Origin of the sequence: Pantoea sp. paga, assembly GCF_007558755.1 — a bacterium.
GTDB classification, from domain to species: Bacteria; Pseudomonadota; Gammaproteobacteria; order Enterobacterales; family Enterobacteriaceae; genus Pantoea; species Pantoea agglomerans.
In genome coordinates this window covers 1134666-1158262 of record NZ_VLTF01000001.1, presented here as the reverse complement: position 1 = coordinate 1158262, position 23597 = coordinate 1134666, and the positions used below count along the sequence as shown (strand labels likewise).

Sequence of the window (23597 nt, the reverse complement as noted above, 5' to 3'; positions counted from 1 at the left end):
TGCCGAACTATTGGCGTTGCTGAATTGTTAAAACAATTACCTTTCATTTACCTTTCACTGCCCGGATTTAATGACAGGATGTGATATGCGTCTCTTACTGGTGGAAGATACGGCTGACCTGGCGCGCTGGCTGCAGAAAGCGCTGACGCAAAAAGGCTTTGCCGTTGACTGGGTGGCAGATGGTGTCGCCGCCGATCACGCCTTGCAGTGTGAAGCCTATGCGCTGGTCGTGCTGGACGTCTCACTGCCGCGCATCGATGGGCTGGAGGTGCTGACGCGGTTGCGGCGACGCGGACAGAGCGTGCCCGTTTTGCTGCTGACAGCGCGCAGTGCGCTGGACGATCGGGTTCGCGGCCTGAACCTCGGGGCGGATGACTACCTGACCAAGCCTTTTGAACTGGATGAATTGGAAGCGCGGCTACGGGCGCTGCTGCGGCGCAGCCAGAACCAGGCTGCGCAAACGCAGTCGCTGGGCCAGCTGGTGCTGGATGGCGAAGGCTATTTCATGCTGGGCGACCGGTCGCTGGCGCTGACGCCGCGTGAATCGAGCATTCTGACTACGCTGATGCAGCGCCACGGCCGACCGGTTTCCCGTCAGCATCTGTATGAACAGACTTTTAGCCTGGCGGATGAGGCCAGCCCGGAGAGTATTGAGCTGTATGTCCATCGGGTGCGGAAAAAACTGGCGGGCAGCGATGTCGCCATCGTGACGTTACGCGGACTCGGTTACAGCCTGGAAACGCTGCCGTGCGGTTGATCCATTCACTGCGCGGCGAGCTGCTCGCCTGGCTCGGCCTGCCGCTGCTGCTGCTGTGGGCGCTGTCGGTTTACACCCATTATCAGAGCGGGCTGGCGGCCGCTAATCAGGCGTACGATCGCTCGCTGCTGGCCTCGGCGCGCACCGTGGCAGAACGGCTGGTAGTGCGCCAGCATCATCTGGAAGTCGATGTTCCCTGGGTGGTGCTGGACAGTTTCGAACGCAACATGAATGACCAGTTATTTTATCAGGTGATCTCCCCACAGGGAAAGACGCTGTCCGGTTACGACGACCTGCCGCCGATCCCCCCCGCCAGCGAAATGTCGACCGCTTACCCGGCGCTGGTGCACTTTTATGACGGGCGTTATCACCAGCATCGCATTCGGGTAGCGGCACTGTGGCAACCGGTGAGCGAGGCGGGCGTCGACGGTATGGCGCTGGTACTGGTGGCGGAAACGGTCAATTCACGCCAGGAGTTTGCCCGCGGGCTGATGCGTACCGCGCTGATCAGCCAGAGCGGGCTGGTGCTGATGACGTTGCTGCTGGCCAGCCTGATGCTGCGTCGGGTGTTACGCCCGCTGCGGCGTCTGTCACGGATTGTATTACAGCGCGACGGCGGAGAATTAACCCCGTTGCCCTCGCTGCCATGGTCAGAACTGCAACCACTGATCATCGCCTTTAACCGCTATCTGGAGCGTTTGCGCGGCCTGCTGGCGCGTCAGGATCGCTTCAGCGCAGACGCAGCACATCAGTTGCGCACACCGCTCACTATCCTCAAAACCCAGGTGAGCGTGGCGCTCAGCAGTGAACGACCCGAGCAGTGGCAGGAGAGTCTTCATGGTATGCGTCATACACTGGATGAGACCATCTTACTCACCGATCGGCTGCTGCAGCTGGCGCGTATCAAGGCACGTCACGGTGAAGATAAGCCGATGATGCGGGTCGATCTGGCGGTCATCGTGCGTGAAGCCTGTCTCAGCCGTTACACGGCGGCGCGCACCCGGCAAATCGATCTCGGCTATGAGGGCGATGAGAGCAGTGAGGTGATCGGGGACGGCGTGCTGCTCGGCGAGCTGTGTGCCAACCTGCTGGACAACGCCATTAAATATACTCCGCATCACGGTATCGTTACCGCGCGGGTGGTGGCGGGAAAGCTGGAAATCGAGGACAACGGGCCAGGCATTTCCGGGGCAGAGCAGTTGAAAGCGTTACAGCCCTTTCAGCGGCTGGATAATGTCGGCGTGCAGCCGGGTGCCGGCATTGGGCTGGCGCTGGTACAGGATATCTGTGCCTGGCATGGTGCCCGTATGCAGCTGGATCGCAGCCCGCAACTGGGCGGGCTGCGCGTGACGGTATGGTTTACAGCCGACGCAGGTTGACCGGTTTTGTTCGGGTGAGCGGTGCGCGCAGCCGCTGCGCCAGTATTACACCGCCAAGCGTCAGACCGCCGCCAATCCAGTGGTAACTGTGTAGTTGCTCATGCAGGAAGATCACCGCGATCACCGCGGTAAATACCGGGATCAGATTCATAAAGATACTGGTGGTGCTGGCACCCAGACGCTGTACGCCGTGGATCCACAGGAACGGCGCGATGATCGAAGCAAACAGACCGGCAAAGGCCACCAGCGGCAGGTTGTGCCGGTTAAGCGCCACCTCGGGAGCCAGCAGAAAACCAGGCAGCAGCAGCACGACACCGAATAAAATCTGCACATACAGGCTTTGCCAGATCGGCAGCGGCAGCGCCCAGCGCCGTGTCAGCACGCCATACAGCGCATAGGCGGCGGAGGCGGCCAGCATCAGCAGTTCACCTTTGCCCAGACCGTGATTCAGCAGTTGCATCACGTTGCCCTCACTGACCAGCCACACCAGACCGGTAAAGGAGATGATGCTGCCGAGCAGGATGCCGAGCGTCGGCGCAATCCGCAGGATCACCACGCTCAGTAGCACGGTGAGCAGGGGGATGAGGGCACCGATAATGCCCATAAAGAGTGCGCTGACACTGTGTGCTGCGTAGTAGGCGAGACTCTGATAGAGCACCATGCCGAGCAGGCCAAGGATCGCCAGCCGCCAGAGGTGCGGTTTAATGGCCAGACGCGTGCGCCAGACGCCGGGCAGCACAAAGGGCGTCAGCACCAGCAGCGCCAGTAACCAGCGGTAGAATGAGATTGCCGCCGGATCGATCGCATCCGCCGAGAGTTTGCTGACAATTGAGTTGATCGACCAGATTATTACCGCAAAGAGCGGGTACAGGAAAAACATGCTGACTCTCCACACGCCATAATGAGGCGCAGTGTACGCTTGTCCGGATTTATTCAGATAGTTAATATCGGACAAAATTAGTTGTGGAGCGGACAGAATGACCCTGAAAGTGATCTACCAGCCGCCCCCTGACGCGCCGCAGCTGCGCTACTTTATGCGTTACGAACAGGCCAATGCCCGCACCGAATATCTGCCGCATGCGCATGCCTGGGGTCAGCTGATTATGGTGAAAAGCCACGTACTGGAGATGCAGGTCGAGGGTGAACGATTGCTGACACCGGCAGATATTCCGGTCTGGATCCCTCCGGGTCAGCTTCACAGTAGCTATAACCATCGTCAGGCACAGTTCCGTACTTTTAATCTGGCGGCCCCGTTATGCGCCGATCTGCCCCGGCGCGCCTGCCTGCTGCTGGTCGATCCCATTGCACATGCCATTATGGATGAGTTTGCTGAGCAGCAAATCGAGCAACCCGAAACGGATGCGCAGTGGCGGCTGTGCGAGGTGCTGCGCGATCGCCTGCAGCTGGCGCAGGTACAGGAGAGTTATCTGCCCACCTCTGACGATAAGTTTCTCGCGCCGGTGTTACATGCGCTGGAAGCACATCCGGGCGATAACACCACGCTGGCAGGCTGGGCGGCGCGGGTCTTTACCACCGAACGGACGCTGGCGCGGCGCTGCCAGCAGCAGCTTCATATGACCTTTGGCGAGTGGCGGCAGCGGCTGCGGTTTCTGCGCGCCATTGTGCTGCTGGAGCAGGGGAAAAGCGTGCAGAGCATCGCCCATGAGCTGGGATACAGTTCAGCTTCGGCACTGATTGTGATGTTCCAGCAACAGGCGGGAACCACGCCCGAACGCTACCGTGCACGGTTAGGCTAACGCGTCGCTTTGTGCCAGAATAATTGCCTGATATGTAACTGACAGGAAAGCCGTGGTGAAAATTCTGGTCGATGAAAATATGCCTTATGCCCGTGAGCTATTCAGCCGCACCGGCGACGTGGTCGCGGTGCCGGGGCGTCCGCTGCCGGTGGCTGAACTGGCCGATGCCGATGGCCTGATGGTGCGCTCAGTCACCCAGGTTAATGAGGCCCTGCTGGCAGGAAAGCCGGTGAAATTTGTCGGAACCGCCACGGCGGGCACCGATCATGTCGACGAGAACTGGCTGCAGCAGGCGGGCATTGCGTTCTCTGCCGCACCCGGCTGTAACGCCATTGCGGTGGTGGAATATGTTTTCTCTGCGCTGCTGCTGCTGGCGGAACGCGATGGTTTCCAGCTGCGTGACCGCACTGTCGGCATCGTTGGCGTCGGTAACGTCGGTGGGCGACTGCAAAAGCGTCTTGAGGCCTGGGGCATCAAAACCCTGCTGTGCGATCCGCCGCGCGCAGATCGCGGTGACGAGGGGGATTTCCTGTCGCTGGAGGCCGTGACAGAGCAGGCTGATATTCTGACGTTCCATACGCCGCTGTTTAAAGAGGGCCCGTATAAAAGCTGGCACCTGGCGGATGCGGCGCTGCTGATGGCGCTAAAGCCTAATACTATCCTGATCAACGCCTGTCGCGGCCCGGTGGTGGACAACAGCGCGCTGCTGGAGGTGCTGAAAATGCGGCACGATCTTAGCGTCGTGCTGGATGTCTGGGAGCCGGAGCCGGATCTGTCGCTGGCGCTGCTGGATAAGGTCGATATCGCCACGCCGCACATCGCGGGCTACACGCTGGAAGGCAAAGCGCGCGGCACCACCCAGGTGTTTGAAGCCTGGTGCGACTTTATTGGTCAGCCGCAGCAGGTGCCGCTCAGCACCTTACTGCCGGTGCCGGAATTCAGTGAAATCACCCTGAATGGCCCGCTGGATCAGCCAACGCTGAAACGCCTGGCGCATCTGGTGTATGATGTGCGCCGCGATGATGCCCCCCTGCGTAAAGTGGCGGCAAAACCCGGCGAGTTTGATCGCCTGCGCAAGCAGTATCAGGAGCGCCGCGAGTGGTCATCGCTGCAGGTGAACTGCGATGACGCCACAACCGCTGAGCTGCTGAACCAGCTGGGCTTTAACGCAATCATCTCCCCGGAATAGCGGGCGCTGCAGGTCAGGCGCCCCGGCGCGGTTTCCGCACTGAATTAATCAGTGAACGGAAGGCTCGCGCTGCTGGCATGTCTGCATGACGGCGGGTTCCGGGGGGATATACCCAATGGATTTCGGGTTGTATTGAGGCGGCAAGAGAACGAATCCCGATGAGCATACTCAGGTAAGTGATTCGGGTGAGTGAACGCAGCCAACAAAGATGCAACGTGAAAGACGACGGGGATAAATCTGAATCCCTGGGCGGTGAATATCACCGCCTTCTGTTTTTATGTCATTGTCTGGAGTAAACCAACATGTCTGACGGCTGGAATATTGCGCTACTTGGCGCGACAGGCGCAGTAGGGAACGCTGTACTGGAACTGCTGGCGGAACGCCAGTTCCCGGTTGGTGAATTATATTTGCTGGCCAGCGAAAACAGCGCAGGCGAAATCAAACGTTTCGAAGGCCGCTCGGTGCGGGTCGAAAATGCGGAGACGTTCGACTGGTCACAGGCGCAGCTGGCCTTTTTCGTGGCGGGACGTGACGCCTCGGCGCGCTTTGCCGATGAAGCGGCCAATGCCGGTTGTCTGGTAATCGACAGCAGCGAGCTGTTTGCGCTGGAACCCGATGTGCCGCTGGTGGTGCCGGATGTGAATCCGCAGGTGCTGGCAGATTATCGCAATCGCAACATCATCAGCGTGGCGGACAACCTGGTAAGCCAGCTGCTGACCGCAATTAAACCGCTGGTGGATGCGGCCGGATTGAGTCGTTTACAGGTGACTAACCTGATCTCAGTCTCCAGCTACGGCAAAGTGGCTGTGGATGCGCTGGCCGGGGAAAGTGCCCGTCTGCTGAACGGTATTCCGGCCGATGAACACCATTTTGGTCGTCAGCTGGCGTTTAACCTGATGCCACAACAGGCCGACGCAGAAGGCAGCGTGGAGAGTGAGCGTCGCCTGATTGATCAGGTGCGTAAGGTATTGCAGGATGAAGGCTTACCGATTGCGGTCAGCAGCGTACAGGCTCCGGTGTTCTACGGTAATGCGCAGATTGTGCATATCGAAAACCTGCGCCCGCTCTCTGCTGAAGAAGCGCGTGCCGAACTGGCGCTGGCGTCAGATATTCGTCTGAGCGAAGAGGATGAAGTGCCGACGCCGGTCACGGATGCCTCAGGCAACGGCGAACTGAGCATCGGCGCTGTGCGCAACGACTACGGTATCCCGGAACTGCTGCAGTTCTGGTCAGTGGCGGACAACATTCGTTTTGGCGGCGCGCTGATGGCGGTGAAAACCGCTGAGAAACTGGTTCAGGAGTATCTGTAACCATGTCCGATGGTCAGACGCAAAAACTGGCGCTCGGCATCGAGTATGACGGCAGCCGTTACTACGGCTGGCAGCGTCAGAATGAAGTCCGCAGCGTGCAGGAAAAGGTAGAGCGCGCGCTGTCGAAAGTCGCCGATCATCCGGTCAGTATTTTTTGTGCTGGCCGCACCGATGCAGGCGTACACGGGACGGGGCAGGTGGTCCATTTCGAGACCACTTCGCAGCGGCCTGATGGCGCCTGGACGCTGGGCGTCAACGCCAATCTGCCGCCGGATATTGCGGTGCGCTGGGTGAAAGCGGTGCCGGATGAATTTCATGCCCGCTTCAGCGCCACGGCCCGACGCTATCGCTACCTGATCTACAACCAGCGTCTGCGTCCGGCGGTGCTGGCGCAGGGCGTGACGCACTTTTACCATCCACTGGATGCGGAGAAGATGCAGCGCGCCGGACAGTGTTTGTTAGGCGAGAATGATTTCACCTCATTCCGCGCGGTGCAGTGCCAGTCGCGTACACCGTGGCGCAACGTGATTCACCTCAACGTGACGCGTCAGGGTCCCTACGTGATTGTGGATATCAAAGCCAACGCCTTTGTGCATCACATGGTGCGCAATATCGTGGGCAGCCTGATGGAGATAGGCTGCGGCAATAAGCCGGAGTCATGGATGGCAACGCTGCTGGCGGCGAAGGATCGGACATTAGCCGCAGCCACAGCCCGGGCAGAGGGGTTGTATCTGGTGGCGGTGGATTACCCATCCCACTTTGCGTTACCACAGCCGTCGATGGGACCGTTGTTCCTCGCGGATTAATTCACTTTCAGGACTTAAAAGGGCGCGCCATGGAGTTTCTCCATTTTCTGGTTGATTTTATTCTGCACATTGATGTGCATCTTGCCGAACTGGTTGCACAGTACGGTATCTGGATTTACGCTATTTTGTTCCTGATTTTGTTCTGCGAAACCGGTCTGGTGGTGACGCCCTTCCTGCCGGGTGACTCGTTGCTGTTTGTGGCGGGCGCACTGGCGGCGTTGCCGGGTAACGATCTTAATGTGCATGTGATGGTGGCATTATTAGTGGTGGCCGCGGTTCTGGGCGATGCAGTGAACTACACCATTGGCCGCCTGTTTGGCGAACGGTTGTTCAGTAATCCGAACTCGAAGATTTTCCGTCGCAGCTATCTGGATAAAACCCATGCGTTTTATGCCCGTCATGGCGGAAAAACCATTATCCTGGCGCGCTTCGTGCCGATCGTGCGAACCTTTGCGCCGTTTGTTGCCGGTATGGGCCATATGTCCTATCGCCACTTCGCGCTGTTCAACGTAACGGGTGCGCTGCTCTGGGTGTTGCTGTTCTCCTATGCCGGTTACCTGTTTGGCGATCTGCCGGTGGTGCAGGAAAACCTGAAGCTGCTGATTGTGGGCATTATCCTGGTCTCGATTCTGCCAGGTGTGATTGAAGTCTGGCGTCATCGCCGTCAGGCTAAGCAGCAGAAGCAGCCGTAAGGCTGCGCTCAGGGGTAAGACCAGATTTTTATCCACAGTCTGAACAGGTTGTGGTTTAATGAGCGACATTTACCGTCTGCTGAAGCGGTTTTCAGCAGTATCAAGACGACTGGACCAGGTCAGTTTTAAACAGAAAGGTCATCAATGAGCTGGATTGAACGCATTCTTAATAAAAGCACCGGAACGCCTGTGCGCAAAGCCAGTATCCCGGAAGGGGTCTGGACCAAGTGTGACAGCTGTGGTCAGGTTCTCTACCGCGCCGAGCTGGAGCGTAATCTTGAGGTCTGCCCGAAGTGTGACCATCACATGCGTATGCACGCCCGTGAGCGCCTCGGCAGTGTCCTCGATCAGGGCACGATGGTTGAGCTGGGTAGTGAACTTGAACCTAAAGATCTGCTCAAGTTCCGTGACTCCAAAAAGTACAAAGATCGTCTGGTAGCGGCCCAGAAAGACACCGGTGAGAAAGATGCGCTGGTGGTCATGAAAGGTCAGCTGCACGGCATGCCGGTTGTTGCGGCAGCCTTTGAATTTGCCTTTATGGGCGGTTCAATGGGCTCAGTGGTCGGTGCGCGTTTTGTACGTGCGGTCGAGCAGGCGTTAGAAGATAACTGCCCGCTGATCTGCTTCTCCGCCAGCGGCGGGGCGCGTATGCAGGAAGCGCTGCAGTCGCTGATGCAGATGGCGAAAACCAGTGCGGCGCTGGCAAAAATGCGTGAGCGCGGTCTGCCTTACATTTCCGTGCTGACTGACCCGACCATGGGTGGCGTTTCGGCCAGTTTTGCCATGCTGGGCGACCTCAATATCGCGGAACCTAAAGCACTTATCGGCTTTGCCGGCCCACGCGTTATTGAGCAGACCGTGCGTGAAAAACTGCCGCCGGGCTTCCAGCGCAGTGAGTTCCTGATTGAAAAGGGCGCGATTGATATGATCATTCGCCGTCCGGAAATGCGCTACAAACTGGCAAGCCTGCTGGCAAAAATGATGAACCTGCCGGCACCGCTGCATGACGGTGAACAGTCCGCTCCGGCGACGACTGAATCGGAAAGCAACGAGGCCTGACAGGAGATAGAGAGGTGCGTCCAAAGCACCTCTTACCAATGCACCGTATACCGCAGCAGCAGCCTGCCAGGTATAAATAAGCAAAACGGGACATATGGACAATCTTCACCTTCCCCAAGCCACGTCGCCTTTGGCCACGTGGCTTTATTATCTTGAGCACCTGCATACTCAGGCCATTGAACTGGGTCTGGACCGTATTCGTCAGGTTGCGCTTCGTCTCGACCTGCTGAAACCCGCTCCTTTTGTCTTTACCGTGGCCGGTACTAATGGCAAAGGCACCACCTGTCGCACCCTGGAAACGTTGCTGATCGCCGCGGGTTACCGCGTTGGCGTGTACAGCTCACCGCATCTGGTGCGCTATACCGAGCGCGTTCGGGTTCAGGGAGAGGAGCTGAGTGAAGCGCAGCACTGCGCCAGTTTTGCGGAGATTGAAGCCGGACGTGCTGATATTTCGCTGACCTATTTTGAATTTGGCACGCTCTCCGCGTTGAATCTGTTCCGCCAGGCGCAGCTGGATGTCGTGATCCTCGAAGTCGGCCTCGGCGGACGGCTGGATGCGACAAACATCGTGGATGCCGATGTCGCGGTGGTTACCAGCATTGCGCTCGATCACACCGACTGGCTTGGCCCGGATCGTGAAAGCATCGGGCGTGAAAAAGCGGGTGTGTTCCGGGCAGGAAAACCTGCGGTAGTGGGTGAACCAGATATGCCGCAGAGTATTGCCCTGGTCGCACAGGAAAAAGGTGCGCAGCTGTTGCAGCGCAACCGTGACTGGTCGTGGCATGCGCAGGCAGAAAGCTGGTCACTGCGTGATGCGACAGGTGAGCTGAACGATCTGCCGCTGCCGCAGGTGCCGCTGCCTAACGCGGCGACCGCGCTGGTGGCGCTGCGGGTCTCCGGGCTTGAGGTCAGTGAGGCGCAGATTCGCGCCAGCCTGCCGCTGGCGATGCTGCCAGGCCGTTTTCAGACCCTCAGCGAATCACCACGCGTTATTCTGGATGTCGCCCATAACCCGCATGCGGCAGCGTATCTGGCGTCGCGGCTGGCGGCACTGCCGAAACGCGGCAAAGTGCATGCCGTGGTGGGCATGCTGCATGATAAAGATATCGCCGGTACGCTGGCGGCGCTGGCACCGGTAGTCGATGCCTGGTACTGCGCGCCCCTTGAGGGTCCGCGCGGCGCCAGTGCTGAGCAACTGCTGAACAACCTGCCGCAGGGCGAGGCTTTTAATTCGGTTGAGCTCGCCTGGCAGCAGGCACGCCAGCGGGCAGCGCCGCAGGACATTGTGCTGGTATGTGGTTCATTCCACACCGTTGCACAGGTCATGGAATCGATTGAAACGGAGAAAGGACGTGGCAAGTAAGTTTCAGAACCGTTTAGTCGGCACCGTTATTCTGGTCGCCGTTGGCGTGATTGTGCTGCCAGGGCTGCTGGATGGTCAGAAAAAGCATTACAAAGAGGAGTTCGCCGCCATTCCGCTGGTGCCGAAACCTGACGATCAGCAGGACAGCGAAATGGTGCCGCCGGTAACTCAGTCGCTGCCGGCACAACCGCCGGAAGGCGCTGGCAATGCGGTCAGCAGCAGCAATGGCAATGGCAACGGTAAAACCAACGCTACGGCAGAGCAGGGTCGGACTCAACCGGAAGACGAGAGCGATCCGGTAGTGGTCTCGCCGCCGCCGGTCCATCAGTCTGTGCCCGCACAGACGGTGACGAAGCCGAAGGTCGTTGAGCAGCAGAAACCGAAAGTAACAGAACAGCCTAAGCAGAAGCCAGTCGAACAGCAGAAGCCAAAAGCCGTGGAGCAGCCTAAACCTAAACCGGTTGAACAGCCTAAAGTGGTCGAACAGCCGAAGCAGGAAGAGGCGCCAAAATCAGCAGAGACGACAGCGCCGGCAGGGCAGGCTTATGTGGTGCAGTTAGGTGCGCTGAAAAACGCCAGCAAAGTGAATGAGATTGTCGCGCAGTTGCGGTTATCGGGCTATCGCGCCTTTACCGTTCCTTCAACGCCGGTACAGGGTCAGATCACCCGCATTTATGTTGGGCCGGATGCGTCGAAAACCAAAATGCAGAGTGCGGTTGGCGAGCTGAAAAGCATCTCCGGACTGGGCGGTGTCGTGAAGCCCTACAGCGCCCGCTAAAACGGGCGATTGGCGCTGCCGATAGCAGTAACAGGCAGCGTCTTTGACCCCTCAGGCAGCGCGTTTAATGCGCGCTGCCGCGGAAAAAAGTGACGATTTTCAACGGCCTGTCCGGCTGAGAATCACCCGGGCGATAGCGTTTTTTTTCATCGCCTTTTTTATGGATGCAGAAAAAGAAAACCGCTACGCAAACGTTTTCTTTTTCTGTTAGAATGCGCCCCGAACTGGATGCAGGGGTGCAATTGCACTGGCGCTGGAAGAGTTCATGATCTGGATTGATTACGTCATTATTGCGGTAGTTGGTTTTTCGGCTCTGGTCAGCCTGGTCCGTGGGTTTGTCCGGGAAGCCTTATCTCTTGTTACCTGGGGATGCGCGTTTTTTGTCGCCAGTCATTACTACGCCTACCTTGCAGTCTGGTTTACAGGTTTTGACGACGAACTGGTTCGTAACGGTATCGCCATCGGTGTGCTGTTTGTGGCGACCCTGATTGTGGGGGCCATTGTGAACTACGTTATCGGCACGCTGGTGGAAAAAACCGGCCTGTCGGGAACCGACCGGGTGTTGGGCGTCTGTTTCGGGGCATTGCGTGGTGTGCTGATCGTAGCCGCTTTGCTGTTCTTCCTCGATACATTCACTGGGTTTTCCAAAAGTCCGGACTGGCAACAGTCTCAACTCATTCCCGAGTTCAGTTATATAATCAGGTGGTTTTTTGATTACCTGAAAAGCACGTCGAGTTTTTTACCCCGGTGATGTGACCGGGAGTGCGGCTTAATGAGGAAATGACAACATGTGCGGTATTGTCGGTATCACCGGTTTCATGCCGGTCAACCAGTCGATCTATGACGCGTTAACGGTGCTCCAGCACCGCGGGCAGGATGCCGCAGGCATTTGTACTATCGATGCGCTGAAATGTTTTCGCCTGCGAAAGGCAAACGGCCTGGTCAGCGACGTTTTCGAAGCACGCCACATGCAGCGTCTGCAGGGCAATATGGGGATCGGTCACGCGCGTTATCCAACCGCGGGAAGCTCCAGTGCCTCTGAAGCGCAGCCATTCTATGTAAACTCCCCGTATGGCATCACCCTGGCGCACAACGGTAACCTGACCAACGCCCACGTGCTGCGTAAGCACCTGTTTGAAAAGGGCCGCCGTCACGTTAATACCACCTCAGATTCTGAAATCCTGCTGAACATTTTTGCGCAGGAGTTAGATCGTTTTCAAAACGATCCGCTGACAGCCGACAACATCTTTGCTGCGGTTGCTGCCGTGCATCAGCAGGTGCGCGGTGCCTATGCGGTGGTGTCGATGATTATCGGCCACGGTATGGTCGCCTTCCGTGATCCTAACGGTATCCGTCCGCTGGTACTGGGCAAGCGCGTTATCGCTGATGGTCGCACCGAATATATGGTCGCCTCCGAGAGCGTGGCGCTGGATACGCTGGGCTTTGAGTTCATCCGTGACGTCGCACCGGGTGAAGCGGTTTATGTGACTGAAGCGGGCCAGCTCTCTACCCGCCAGTGCGCTGAAAATCCGAAAAGCAATCCGTGCCTGTTCGAGTATGTCTATTTTGCGCGTCCCGACTCCTTCCTCGACAAAATCTCGGTCTACAGCGCCCGTGTCCGTATGGGCACCAAGCTGGGTGAGAAAATTGCGCGCGAGTGGGAAGATCTCGATATCGACGTCGTGATTCCGATCCCTGAAACTTCCACCGATATCGCGCTGGAAATTGCACGTATTCTCGACAAACCCTATCGCCAGGGCTTCGTGAAGAACCGGTACGTTGGCCGTACTTTTATCATGCCGGGTCAGCAGTTACGTCGCAGCGCGGTGCGCCGCAAGCTCAACGCTAACCGCGCCGAATTCCGTGATAAAAATGTGCTGCTGGTGGATGATTCTATTGTTCGCGGTACCACCTCAGAGCAGATCATTGAGATGGCACGTGAAGCGGGCGCAAAACGGGTTTATCTGGCGTCAGCGGCGCCGGAAATTCGTTTCCCGAACGTCTACGGTATTGATATGCCCAGCGCCACGGAACTGATTGCACATGGCCGTGAAGTGGAAGAGATTCGCCAGCTGATTAAAGCCGATGCACTGATCTTCCAGGATCTGGACGATCTGATTGAAGCGGTACGCGAAGAGAATCCGGACATTGCACAATTTGAGTGCTCGGTGTTCAACGGCATTTACGTGACGAAAGATGTCGATCAGCAATATCTGGAGTATCTCGAGTCGCTGCGGAATGATGATGCCAAAGCACTTCAGCGGCAGAACGAAGTCGAAAACCTCGAGCTGCACAACGAAGGCTGATACCTTCAGCAGGCGGGCAGCATAAAACAGGGCGGGAGCAATCCCGCCCTGTTTGTTTTCAGAAACCCGCAGGCCGCGTATGATGGCCCATTGGCTGACATAAGGTTGGAATATGAAACGACTCATCATTGGCATCTCTGGCGCAAGCGGGGTGATCTATGGCGTGCGCATGCTGCAGGTGTTGCAGCAGGTGGAAGAAGTAGAAACGCATCTGGTTATGAGTCAGGCGGCGCGTCAGACGCTGGGGCTGGAGAGCGATTATTCGCTGCGTGACGTGCAGGCGCTGGCCGATGTGGTGCATGACGTGCGCGATATTGCAGCAAATATCTCATCTGGATCGTTTAAAACGCTGGGCATGGCGATTTTACCCTGCTCAATGAAAACGCTCTCTGGCATCGTCCACAGTTACAGTGACTCGTTGCTGACCCGTGCGGCTGACGTGGTGTTAAAAGAGCAGCGTAAGCTGGTGCTGTGCGTGCGCGAAACCCCGCTGCATGTTGGCCATCTGCGAATGATGACCACTGCCGCAGAGCTGGGTGCCATTATCATGCCACCTGTGCCGGCATTTTATCATCGGCCTGAAACGATCGATCAGCTGATCGATCAGACCGTAAACCGGGTTATCGACCAGTTTGATATCGAATTATCGGAAGATCTCTTCACGCGCTGGCAGGGTGCATAAAGTTCCGCTGGCGCACTTATTTAGTGCATAAGCGCGCCTCGGATCACTCTTCGTGCATTTGACGCACCAAAAGTTAACATCGTCGCTTTTTCTCTTTTACTTCACTGCTATATTCCCCTCACAAACACAGCGTTTTCGCCTGTCTGACATCACGCTAACAGCGTGGTTAACTTGCAGAACTGGCATGAAACATGCAAATTACTTTGCGCAAACACATCACGAACCACATAACAAAAAGCACTTCACTTGAGGGTAATCTATGAAAAAGCGTGTTCTGGCTCTTTCCCTGATGCTGGGCTTATCCAGTGCTGCCAGCGTTTTCGCGGCGGTTCCGGGTTCTATCCGTATCGGCACAGATCCAACTTACCCACCGTTTGAGTCGAAAAACGCGCAAGGCAAGTTAGTGGGCTTCGATATCGACCTCGCTAACGAAATCTGTAAACGTATTCATACCCAATGCACCTACGTTGAGAGCGACTTTGATGCGCTGATCCCTTCGCTGAAAGCGAAGAAAATTGATGCCATCATCTCCTCACTTTCCATCACAGCGAAACGTCAGGAAGAGATCGCCTTCTCGGAAAAACTCTACGCCGCTAACGCGCGTTTAGTCGCGCCGAAGGGGTCGAAAATTGAGCCGACCATTGAGTCGCTGAAAGGCAAAAATATCGGTCTGCTGCAGGGCACCACGCAGGAAACTTACGCCAATCAGAACTGGCGGCCAAAAGGGGTGAACGTCACGCCTTATGCTAACCAGGATCTGGTCTATCAGGATCTGAATGCCGGTCGTATTGATGCAGCCTTCCAGGACGAAGTGCAGGCCAGCGAAGGATTCCTGAAGCAGCCGGTCGGTAAAAATTACGCCTTCGCCGGTCCGGCCGTGAAAGATGACAAGATTTTTGGCGTCGGTACCGGCATGGGACTGCGTAAAGATGACAGCGAACTGAAAGCCGCCATCGACAAAGCCTTTGCTGACATGCGTAAAGATGGCACCTACGACAAGATTGCGAAGAAATACTTCGATTTCAACGTGTACGGCGATTAACCATCCTGTCGCTTTACCCTCTGTATCCGTTTTGCCGGGTCTGAGCCGGTTCTGCCAGGTGCAGAATCGGGTTCTTTTCCGCTGATGGCGGATGGCATCTGCAACAGAGAGGTAAAGCTAAACTGCCCGTCGATTGTTGGCGGGCAGCGTTTCGTTTTCACCCCACGACAGGACCCTTTCGATGCTGTATGGCTATTCTGATGTAATTCTTCGGGGCACGCTGGTGACGCTGGAGCTGGCGCTCACTTCCGTCGTGCTTGCAGTGCTGCTGGGCCTGATTGGCGCAGGCGCGAAACTGTCGCGCAGCCGGCCACTGGCGATGATTTTTGAAGGCTACACCACACTGATTCGTGGCGTGCCAGACCTCGTACTGATGCTGCTGATCTTCTACGGTCTGCAGATTGTCCTCAACCAGATAACCGATGCACTGGGCATGGCGCAGTTTGATATCGACCCGATGGTCGCCGGTATCATCACGCTCGGCTTTATCTATGGTGCCTACTTCACCGAAACGTTCCGCGGCGCCTTTATGGCCGTGCCTCAGGGGCAGATTGAAGCAGCAACCGCGTTTGGCTTTACCGGCGCGCAGGTGTTCCGCCGCATTCTGTTTCCGGCCATGATGCGCTACGCGCTGCCAGGCATCGGCAACAACTGGCAGGTGATTCTGAAAGCCACCGCGCTGGTCTCGCTGCTGGGGCTGGAAGATGTGGTGAAGGCGACGCAGCTGGCAGGAAAAAGTACCTGGCAGCCGTTCTACTTCGCCATTGTGGCCGGTGTGATTTATCTGGTGTTCACCACGCTATCAAACGGTGTGCTGTGGTGGCTCAACCGGCGTTATACGGTGGGTGTGAAGAGGGCGAGTTATGATTGATATTATTCAGGAATACTGGAAATCGCTGCTCTGGACTGACGGTTATCGTTTTACTGGTGTGGCTATCACCCTGTGGCTGCTGATCCTCTCGGTCACCATTGGCGGATGTCTGGCAATCCTGCTGGCGATAGCGCGGGTTTCCCCTAACCGGTTTATCAGCTTTCCGGTCTGGCTCTTCACCTATGTGTTTCGTGGCACGCCGCTCTATGTGCAGCTGCTGGTGTTCTACTCCGGCATGTACACGCTGGAGATTGTGAAAGGCACCGAACTGCTGAATGCATTTTTCCGCAGCGGTCTGAACTGTACGTTGCTCGCCTTCACCCTCAACACCTGCGCCTACACCACGGAAATTTTTGCCGGTGCGATTCGCTCGGTGCCACACGGTGAAATTGAGGCGGCACGGGCGTACGGCTTCTCCACCTTTAAACTCTATCGCTGCATTATCCTGCCATCGGCGCTGCGTACGGCACTGCCGGCCTACAGCAATGAAGTGATTCTGATGCTGCACTCCACGGCGCTGGCCTTCACCGCTACCGTACCGGATCTGCTGAAAATCGCGCGGGATATTAACTCGGCGACCTATCAGCCGTTTACCGCCTTTGGTCTGGCGGCTGTGTTGTACCTGATTATCTCTTACGTGTTGATCAGCCTGTTCCGCCTGGCGGAACGTCGCTGGCTGGCCCACGTGAAACCCTCTTCATCGCATTGAGTAGAACTATGGCTGACAATAAATTAAGCGTCACCGAATTGCATAAGCGTTACGGTGAACATGAAGTGCTGAAAGGGGTCTCGTTAACTGCTAAAGCGGGCGATGTGATCAGTATCATTGGATCGTCCGGCTCAGGGAAAAGTACCTTTTTACGCTGCATCAACTTCCTCGAAAAACCGAGTGAAGGCAGCATCATGGTGAATAACCAACAAATCACCTTAGTCCGTGACAAAGATGGTCAGCTCAAAGTGGCTGACAAAGAGCAGCTGCGCGCGTTACGTACCAGCCTGACCATGGTGTTCCAGCACTTTAATCTGTGGAGTCACATGACCGTGCTGGAAAACGTGATGGAAGCCCCGATTCAGGTGCTGGGGCTGAGTAAAGCGGCAGCGCGTGAGCGTGCCATCAAATACCTCGATAAAGTCGGGATTGATGCGCGGGCGCAGGCAAAATATCCGGTTCACCTCTCCGGCGGTCAGCAGCAGCGTGTGTCGATTGCGCGCGCTCTGGCGATGGAGCCAGAGGTGTTGCTGTTTGACGAACCCACTTCGGCGCTTGATCCGGAGCTGGTCGGGGAAGTACTGCGCATCATGCAGAAACTGGCGGAGGAGGGCAAAACCATGGTGGTCGTGACCCACGAGATGGAATTTGCCCGCCACGTCTCCAGCCATGTCATTTTCCTGCATCAGGGCAAAATCGAAGAGCAGGGGCCACCTGCGGAACTGTTCGGCAGCCCAAAAAGCCCGCGTTTACAGCAGTTCCTCAAGGGATCGCTGAAGTAATCCCGCGCCCGCGTCTCGCTGGCGCGGGCCAGGATTAATGCTTCACAACATCCTGCAACGCCTCCTGCAGATCGTACCAGCGGAAGCCAAAGCCTGAGGCTTCCAGCCGCTTTGGCAGCACATGCTGTCCTCCCAGCACCAGCACCGACGATTCGCCCATCATCAGTTTAATGGCGCTGGCAGGCGTGCGCATAAAGGCCGGACGATGCATCACCCGGCCCAGGGTGGCGGCAAACTGCTCGTTACGCACCGCGTAGGGAGCGACCATATTGAACGGCCCCCGCAGATCGTCATGCTCCAGCAGCCAGATAATGGCGTTTAGCATGTCATCAATGTGAATCCACGGCATGTACTGTTTACCACTGCCAATCGGCCCGCCGATGCCGAGTTTAAAGGGCAGCTTCATTTTGCTGAGTGCGCCGCCCTCGGGCGCCAGCACCACGCCGGTTCGCAGCAGGCAGACGCGGGTGCGTTCGCTTTCAGCCGCGAGCGCCAGCTGCTCCCAGCGGGCGCAAAGCTGATGAGTAAACTCATCCTGACCCTGATCCTCTTCAGTCAGCACCAGATCGCCGGTGTTGCCATAAAAGCCGGTTGCCGAACCTGAGATCAGCACGGACGGTGGCGTGGCGCTGGCGTTGATCAGTGAGACGATCTGCTCGGTTATCTGCCAGCGGCTTTCACACAGCTGCTGTTTATGCGGCTCCGTCCAGCGTTTGTCGGCAATAGGTTCTCCCGCCAGATTAATGACCGCATCGATCGTATCCAGGTTCGACTGTTGCGCCAGCCCTGACCAGAGCGCGACCTCGTCGCCCAGTTTTTCACGCGCGCTGACCACGTCACGCGTCACCACGCTGATCTGATGCCCCAGCTGCTGCAGGCGCGGAATCAGGTGACGGCCAATCAGTCCCGTGCCACCGGTAATAAGAATATGCATGTTGCGGCTCCCTTGATGTTTTTGTTATTTGCACCTTTCAGCATAGAAGAGTCGAGCCACTCTATCGTGAGTCGCGTCGCGCTTTCTTATTCCGGAGGAAGAGATCGGATCAGCTCAGCGTTGCCTTCCCAAAAAAAAATCGGTAAACATGATGCAACCCTGACAGCCAATTGAGGTAACCGATGAATTATCCGTCCATCACCCTGTGGTCAGATTCATCATTTTTCAGTCCTTACGCCATGTCGGCCTATGTTGCTCTTACCGAAAAAGGGATCCCTTTTCAGCTGAAGCGCGTCGATTTGTCGCAGAATCAGCAATACGCCGCGGCTTACCGCGAGCTGTCGCTGACCTGCCGGGTACCGACTCTGCAGATTGATGCGTTCCTGTTAAGCGAATCCTCGGCGATTACCGAATATCTTGAAGAGCGCTTTCCGGCGCCCGAGTTTGAGCGTCTCTATCCCCGCGACCGCGAGAAGCGTGCACGCGCCAGAGAGATTCAGGCCTGGCTGCGCAGTGACTTCCTGTGGATACGTCAGGAGCGTCCCACAGAAGTGCTGTTTGCCGGTGAGCGCTTTTCACCGCTGACCGCATCAGCGCAGCAGGCGGTGGATAAACTCGTTATGGCCGTCGATCGCCTGCTGCCGGACGGGCAACAGAACCTGTTTGGCGAGTGGTCAATTGCGGATACCGATCTGGCGGTGATGCTTAACCGACTGGTATTGCATGGTGATCCCTTGCCTGCACGTCTGCGGGATTATGCTGAGTTTCAGTGGCAGCGAGCCTCTGTACAGCTGTGGTTAGCAGAAAGTGGTAAAAATCGGTAACAGCCAGGGCTTGCTCAGGCTGACGGAAGTGATTACCTTACGCCACATAAAAATAAAGACGTGGCAAACTGCGTACCCAAGTGTACGCCAAACAGGAAAGGGTTACGGATGGTGGATCAAACTGCGGGTGACGGCATCGAGTGGGTCGATATCGTAAACGAAGAGAATGAAGTTGTTGCTCAGGCAACACGTGCGCAGATGCGCGCTGAGTGCCTGCGTCACCGCGCTACCTATATTGTGGTTCATGACGGTATGGGCAAGATTCTGGTGCAGCGTCGCACTGAGATAAAAGATTTTATGCCGGGCAAACTGGACGCAACCGCAGGCGGCGTGGTGCAGAGCGGTGAAGATATGCTGGAGTCTGCGCGACGTGAAGCGGAAGAGGAGTTAGGAATTGCCGCGGTGCCGTTTGCTGAGCATGGCAAATTCTACTTTGAAGATCAGCACTGTCGCGTCTGGGGTGGACTGTTCAGTTGTGTGTCACACGGGCCGTTCGCCATGCAGGAATCGGAAGTCGATGAGATTATCTGGATGACGCCCGACGAGATCACCGCACGTTGTGATGAGTTCACTGACGATTCGCTGAAAGCGCTCTCTCTGTGGATGAGCCGCAACGGTGATAACCGGGCCTGAAAACGGGCGCTTTAACACCTCTCAGCGATCCGCGTTAAAGCCTCCGGCTCTGTTACCGGCGAAAAAAAGGCATGCCCTGTGGGGCATGCCTTTTTTGTTCTTACCTGACGCTTAGCCTTGTTCAGCCTGCTGAGACTGAATGGCGGTTAAGGCGATGGTATAGACGATGTCATCAACCAGCGCACCGCGCGAAAGGTCGTTAACCGGCTTACGCATACCCTGCAGCATCGGCCCGATTGAGATCAGATCGGCTGAACGCTGTACCGCTTTATACGTGGTGTTACCGGTGTTCAGATCCGGGAAGATAAACACGGTGGCGCGACCGGCAACCTGTGAATCTGGCGCTTTCGATTTCGCCACGTCTTCCATGATCGCGGCGTCATACTGCAGCGGACCATCGATGACCAGATCAGGACGTTTTTCCTGCGCGATACGCGTTGCTTCACGCACTTTTTCAACGTCGCTGCCTGCACCTGACGTGCCGGTAGAGTAGGAGATCATCGCAACACGTGGATCGATACCAAAGGCTTTAGCAGAGTCGGCTGACTGAATAGCGATCTCAGCGAGCTGCTCAGCGGTTGGATCCGGGTTAATCGCGCAGTCACCGTAAACCAGCACCTGCTCCGGCAGCAGCATAAAGAACACCGATGAAACCAGTGAGCTGTTAGGCGCAGTTTTGATCAGCTGCAGAGGCGGACGAATGGTGTTGGCGGTGGTGTGAACCGCACCTGAAACCAGGCCATCCACTTCACCGCTCTCCAGCATCATGGTGCCCAGCACCACGTTATCTTCCAGTTGTTCCTGGGCGACCACTTCGGTCATGCCTTTGCTCTTACGCAGCTCGACCAGACGCGGCACGTAGTTTTCACGCACCTGTTCCGGATCAACAATCTCAACCCCTTTGCCCAGTTCGACACCCTGAGCCGCAGCGACGCGCTGAATCTCATCCGGGTTGCCTAACAGTACGCAGGTAGCGATACCGCGTTCAGCACAGATAGCGGCCGCTTTGACCGTACGCGGCTCGTCACCCTCTGGCAGCACCACGCGTTTGCCTGCTTTACGCGCCAGCTCAGTCAGCTGATAGCGGAAGGCCGGTGGCGACAGGCGACGGCTGCGCTCTGACGTGGCGGTCAGTGACTCAATCCAGTCAGCATTAATGTAGCTGGCAACATATTCCTGCACTTTCTCGATGCGCTGCGTATCGTCAGCGGGCACTTCAAGATTAAAGCTCTGCAGGCTCAGAGAGGTCTGCCAGGTATTGGTTTTCACCATAAACACCGGCAGGCCGGTCTGGAAGGCACGGTCACAGAGACGCGCGATGCGATCGTCAATCTCGTAGTTACCGGTCAGCAGGATAGCGCCAATCTCAATGCCGTTCATGGCGGCCAGGCAGGCGGCGACCAGCACATCCGGGCGGTCTGCGGAAGTCACCAGCAGTGAGCCTGGGCGGAAATGCTCCAGCATGTGCGGGATACTACGGGCGCAGAAGGTGACCGATTTAACCCGGCGGGTCTGAATCTCACCTTCGTTGATGATGCGCGCGTCCAGGTGACGGCACATATCGATTGCGCGGGTGGCGATCAGATCAAAGCTCCACGGCACGCAGCCCAGTACCGGCAGCGGGCTGTCTGAGAACAACTGCTTAGGATCGATATTGGCGATGCTGGCTTTTGACGAGTCATCAAAAATTTCTGACAGGTCAGGGCGGGTACGCCCCTGATCATCGACCGGCGCGTTGAGTTTATTGATGATCACACCAGTGATATTTTTATTCTTCTGACCGCCGAAGCTGCTCTGCGTCAGTTCAATGCGCTCTTTCAGCTGTGCCGGAGAGTCATTGCCCAGCGCCATCACGAAGACGATTTCCGCATTCAGGGTTTTCGCGATTTCATAGTTCAGCGCGTTGGCGAACTGATGCTTACGGGTAGGGACCAGACCTTCAACCAGCACCACTTCCGCATTCTGCGTGTTGGCATGGTAACGGGAGATGATCTCTTCCATCAGCACATCCTGCTGGTTCGATCCCAGCAGTGATTCAACACGTGACATCTGCAGCGGTTCAGCGGCAGGAATCGAAGAGTTCTTACGGATAATAGTGGTGGTTTGATCCGGCGTATCTCCGCCGGTACGCGGCTGAGCAATCGGCTTAAAGACGCTGAGTCGAACGCCTTTGCGCTCCATGGCGCGGATAACGCCGAGGCTGACGCTGGTCAGGCCGACGCTGGTGCCGGTCGGAATGAGCATAATTGTACGTGACACGTTTGAACCTCTCAGTAATGGCAGGGTGTCAAAAACAACTCCGTCAGCCTGAGCTGACGGAAAGAAGTGTTTACGCAGTCAGACGCGCGGCGTCCTGGGCGATGACCAGCTCTTCGTTGGTCGGGATCACCAGCGCCGGGCGGGTGCCTTCTTTATTGATGTAACCAGACTTGCCGAAACGGGCCGCCAGGTTGCGATCGTGATCGACGTCAAAGCCCAGCAGCGCCAGTTTTTTCAGTGAGAGTTCACGAACCATCGCGGCGTTTTCACCGATGCCGCCAGTAAATACCACGGCATCAAGGCGGCCATCCATCAGCGCGGTGTAGCTGCCGATATATTTCGCCAGACGATGACAGAAGACATCCATTGCGCGCTTCGCATCTTCTTTAGTGGTGTAGTTATCTTCTACATAGCGGCAGTCGCTGGTGACTTCGGTCAGACCTAACAGGCCAGACTCTTTGGTCAGCAGTTTATTGATGGCATCGACGCTCATACCCAGCGTATCGTGCAGGAAGAAGATAATTGCCGGGTCGATGTCGCCACTGCGGGTACCCATCACCAGGCCTTCCAGTGGGGTCAGGCCCATTGAGGTATCCACACACTCGCCGTTGCGAATGGCAGAGACAGAACCGCCGTTACCGAGGTGGCAGGTAATAATATTCAGTGACTCAAGCGGTTTGTTGAGCATTTTGGCCGCTTCGTGGGTTACATAGAAGTGGCTGGTGCCATGCGCGCCATAGCGACGAACGCCATGCTCTTTATACAATTTGTACGGCAGCGCATAGAGATAAGACTCTTCCGGCATTGTCTGATGGAAAGCGGTGTCAAATACCGCGACATTCTTATCTGACAGGTGAGGGAAGTTTTTCATCGCTTCATCAATACCGATCAGATGAGCCGGATTGTGCAGCGGTGCAAAAGAAGAGGCGTCTTTGATGCCCTGTACCACTTCTTCAGTAATGATGACTGACTGAGTCAGCTTCTCACCGCCATGAACGATACGATGGCCGATTGCAGCAATTTGTGCCGAAAGCTCAGGTTTTTGTGCCAGAATGGTTTTAACGATAAAGTTCAGCGCTTCACTATGCGCTGCGCCAGCACCCAGAGGCGCTTCCTGTTTTTCGCCTTCCAGCTTCCATTTGATGCGGGCTTCAGGAAGGTGGAAACATTCCGCCAGGCCAGACAGGAATTCTTCACCGCTGGCAGGGTTGAGGATGGCAAACTTAAGGGAAGAGCTGCCACAGTTCAGAACCAGAACTAACTTACTCGACATGGAAGTACCTATTTTTTGAGAGTGGCTAAATAAAACGCAATCAGACTAACAGCGTAGCCCATGAAAGCTGGTAGATTAATGACAAACATCATGCGGTAGACAGAATTCTGCATTTCCGCAAAAAATTTCGGCAATCTTACGCGAAAATTTGAAAATTGCCTTGTCTAAACCTGGCTCAGGCCTCTTCCCAAA

At 56.5% G+C, this 23597-nt stretch carries 23 protein-coding genes; 19 read left to right on the top strand and 4 right to left on the bottom strand.

Annotation, left to right across the window (positions count from 1 at the left end; genetic code table 11):
- Positions 1-85: 85 nt before the first annotated feature.
- Both tctD and FOV68_RS05240 read left to right on the top strand, forming a co-directional pair.
- Entirely contained in the window at positions 86-757 is a 672-nt protein-coding gene (gene tctD, locus FOV68_RS05245) for a transcriptional regulator TctD (protein ID WP_039388428.1), read from the top strand.
- On the top strand, positions 748-2136 hold the full coding sequence (locus tag FOV68_RS05240; RefSeq protein ID WP_031590587.1) for a sensor histidine kinase: 1389 nt from the start codon (positions 748-750) through the stop codon (positions 2134-2136). Before tctD ends, FOV68_RS05240 begins: the two co-directional genes overlap by 10 nt.
- Here the strand turns inward: FOV68_RS05240 and FOV68_RS05235 are convergent.
- Positions 2117-3016: a DMT family transporter gene (locus FOV68_RS05235; RefSeq protein WP_143990428.1), complete on the bottom strand. Its 900-nt coding sequence runs from the start codon at positions 3014-3016 to the stop codon at positions 2117-2119. The genes FOV68_RS05240 and FOV68_RS05235 overlap by 20 nt on opposite strands.
- Before the next feature lie 97 nt (positions 3017-3113).
- On the opposite strand from FOV68_RS05235, the gene FOV68_RS05230 reads away from it, so the two are divergent.
- The 15 genes from FOV68_RS05230 to hisP all read left to right on the top strand — a co-directional run bounded on the left by FOV68_RS05230 (position 3114) and on the right by hisP (position 17482).
- On the top strand, positions 3114-3893 hold the full coding sequence (locus FOV68_RS05230) for a helix-turn-helix domain-containing protein (RefSeq protein WP_039388431.1): 780 nt from the start codon (positions 3114-3116) through the stop codon (positions 3891-3893).
- 55 nt (positions 3894-3948) lie between these two features.
- The gene (gene pdxB, locus FOV68_RS05225) at positions 3949-5082 is read left to right on the top strand and encodes a 4-phosphoerythronate dehydrogenase PdxB (RefSeq protein ID WP_033788195.1); all 1134 of its coding nucleotides are present in this window, start codon (positions 3949-3951) and stop codon (positions 5080-5082) included.
- 302 nt (positions 5083-5384) lie between these two features.
- On the top strand, positions 5385-6392 hold the full coding sequence (locus tag FOV68_RS05220) for an aspartate-semialdehyde dehydrogenase (RefSeq protein ID WP_022625082.1): 1008 nt from the start codon (positions 5385-5387) through the stop codon (positions 6390-6392).
- A gap of 2 nt (positions 6393-6394) precedes the next feature.
- Entirely contained in the window at positions 6395-7198 is an 804-nt protein-coding gene (gene truA, locus FOV68_RS05215) for a tRNA pseudouridine(38-40) synthase TruA (protein WP_008926481.1), read from the top strand.
- Between the two features lie 29 nt (positions 7199-7227).
- A complete protein-coding gene (locus FOV68_RS05210) occupies positions 7228-7890 on the top strand; it encodes a DedA family protein (protein WP_031590592.1) in 663 nt (220 codons plus the stop codon).
- Positions 7891-8034: 144 nt separating this feature from the next.
- Positions 8035-8949 (top strand): acetyl-CoA carboxylase, carboxyltransferase subunit beta, encoded by a 915-nt coding sequence (gene accD, locus FOV68_RS05205; protein ID WP_031590594.1) that lies wholly within the window; start codon positions 8035-8037, stop codon positions 8947-8949.
- A 94-nt stretch (positions 8950-9043) separates the two neighbouring features.
- The gene (gene folC, locus FOV68_RS05200; RefSeq protein ID WP_115387310.1) at positions 9044-10312 is read left to right on the top strand and encodes a bifunctional tetrahydrofolate synthase/dihydrofolate synthase; all 1269 of its coding nucleotides are present in this window, start codon (positions 9044-9046) and stop codon (positions 10310-10312) included.
- Complete coding sequence (gene dedD, locus FOV68_RS05195; protein ID WP_143990427.1) at positions 10302-11090, top strand: cell division protein DedD; 789 nt, start codon at positions 10302-10304, stop codon at positions 11088-11090. Before folC ends, dedD begins: the two co-directional genes overlap by 11 nt.
- A gap of 265 nt (positions 11091-11355) precedes the next feature.
- A complete protein-coding gene (cvpA, locus tag FOV68_RS05190; protein ID WP_003854265.1) occupies positions 11356-11841 on the top strand; it encodes a colicin V production protein in 486 nt (161 codons plus the stop codon).
- 37 nt (positions 11842-11878) lie between these two features.
- Positions 11879-13396, top strand: a complete 1518-nt coding sequence (gene purF / locus FOV68_RS05185; RefSeq protein WP_010258001.1) for an amidophosphoribosyltransferase — start codon at positions 11879-11881, stop codon at positions 13394-13396.
- Between the two features lie 112 nt (positions 13397-13508).
- Positions 13509-14078, top strand: coding sequence for a UbiX family flavin prenyltransferase (locus FOV68_RS05180; RefSeq protein WP_010258003.1), 570 nt, complete (start codon positions 13509-13511; stop codon positions 14076-14078).
- 259 nt (positions 14079-14337) lie between these two features.
- A complete protein-coding gene (gene argT / locus FOV68_RS05175) occupies positions 14338-15120 on the top strand; it encodes a lysine/arginine/ornithine ABC transporter substrate-binding protein ArgT (RefSeq protein ID WP_010258004.1) in 783 nt (260 codons plus the stop codon).
- Between the two features lie 181 nt (positions 15121-15301).
- On the top strand, positions 15302-15991 hold the full coding sequence (locus FOV68_RS05170; protein WP_010258006.1) for a histidine ABC transporter permease HisQ: 690 nt from the start codon (positions 15302-15304) through the stop codon (positions 15989-15991).
- Positions 15984-16700, top strand: coding sequence for an ABC transporter permease (locus tag FOV68_RS05165; protein ID WP_010258010.1), 717 nt, complete (start codon positions 15984-15986; stop codon positions 16698-16700). The genes FOV68_RS05170 and FOV68_RS05165 overlap by 8 nt, the downstream gene beginning before the upstream one ends.
- 8 nt (positions 16701-16708) lie before the next feature.
- On the top strand, positions 16709-17482 hold the full coding sequence (gene hisP, locus FOV68_RS05160) for a histidine ABC transporter ATP-binding protein HisP (RefSeq protein WP_010258014.1): 774 nt from the start codon (positions 16709-16711) through the stop codon (positions 17480-17482).
- 34 nt (positions 17483-17516) lie between these two features.
- Here the strand turns inward: hisP and FOV68_RS05155 are convergent, their stop codons facing one another.
- Positions 17517-18416 carry a TIGR01777 family oxidoreductase gene (locus tag FOV68_RS05155; RefSeq protein ID WP_031590600.1) on the bottom strand — a complete coding sequence of 300 codons (900 nt, stop codon included), beginning with the start codon at positions 18414-18416 and terminating at the stop codon, positions 17517-17519.
- A 182-nt stretch (positions 18417-18598) separates the two neighbouring features.
- Between FOV68_RS05155 and yfcF the strand changes: the two genes are divergently transcribed.
- Entirely contained in the window at positions 18599-19240 is a 642-nt protein-coding gene (yfcF, locus tag FOV68_RS05150) for a glutathione transferase (protein WP_031590601.1), read from the top strand.
- A gap of 108 nt (positions 19241-19348) precedes the next feature.
- A complete protein-coding gene (gene yfcD / locus FOV68_RS05145; protein WP_010258035.1) occupies positions 19349-19873 on the top strand; it encodes an NUDIX hydrolase YfcD in 525 nt (174 codons plus the stop codon).
- Positions 19874-19984: 111 nt separating this feature from the next.
- Here yfcD and pta read toward each other — a convergent pair whose 3' ends face one another.
- Together pta and ackA are read right to left on the bottom strand one after the other, a co-directional pair.
- A complete protein-coding gene (pta, locus tag FOV68_RS05140) occupies positions 19985-22117 on the bottom strand; it encodes a phosphate acetyltransferase (RefSeq protein ID WP_031292718.1) in 2133 nt (710 codons plus the stop codon).
- Positions 22118-22202: 85 nt separating this feature from the next.
- Positions 22203-23405 (bottom strand): acetate kinase, encoded by a 1203-nt coding sequence (gene ackA / locus FOV68_RS05135; protein ID WP_010258040.1) that lies wholly within the window; start codon positions 23403-23405, stop codon positions 22203-22205.
- Positions 23406-23597 lie beyond the last annotated feature (192 nt).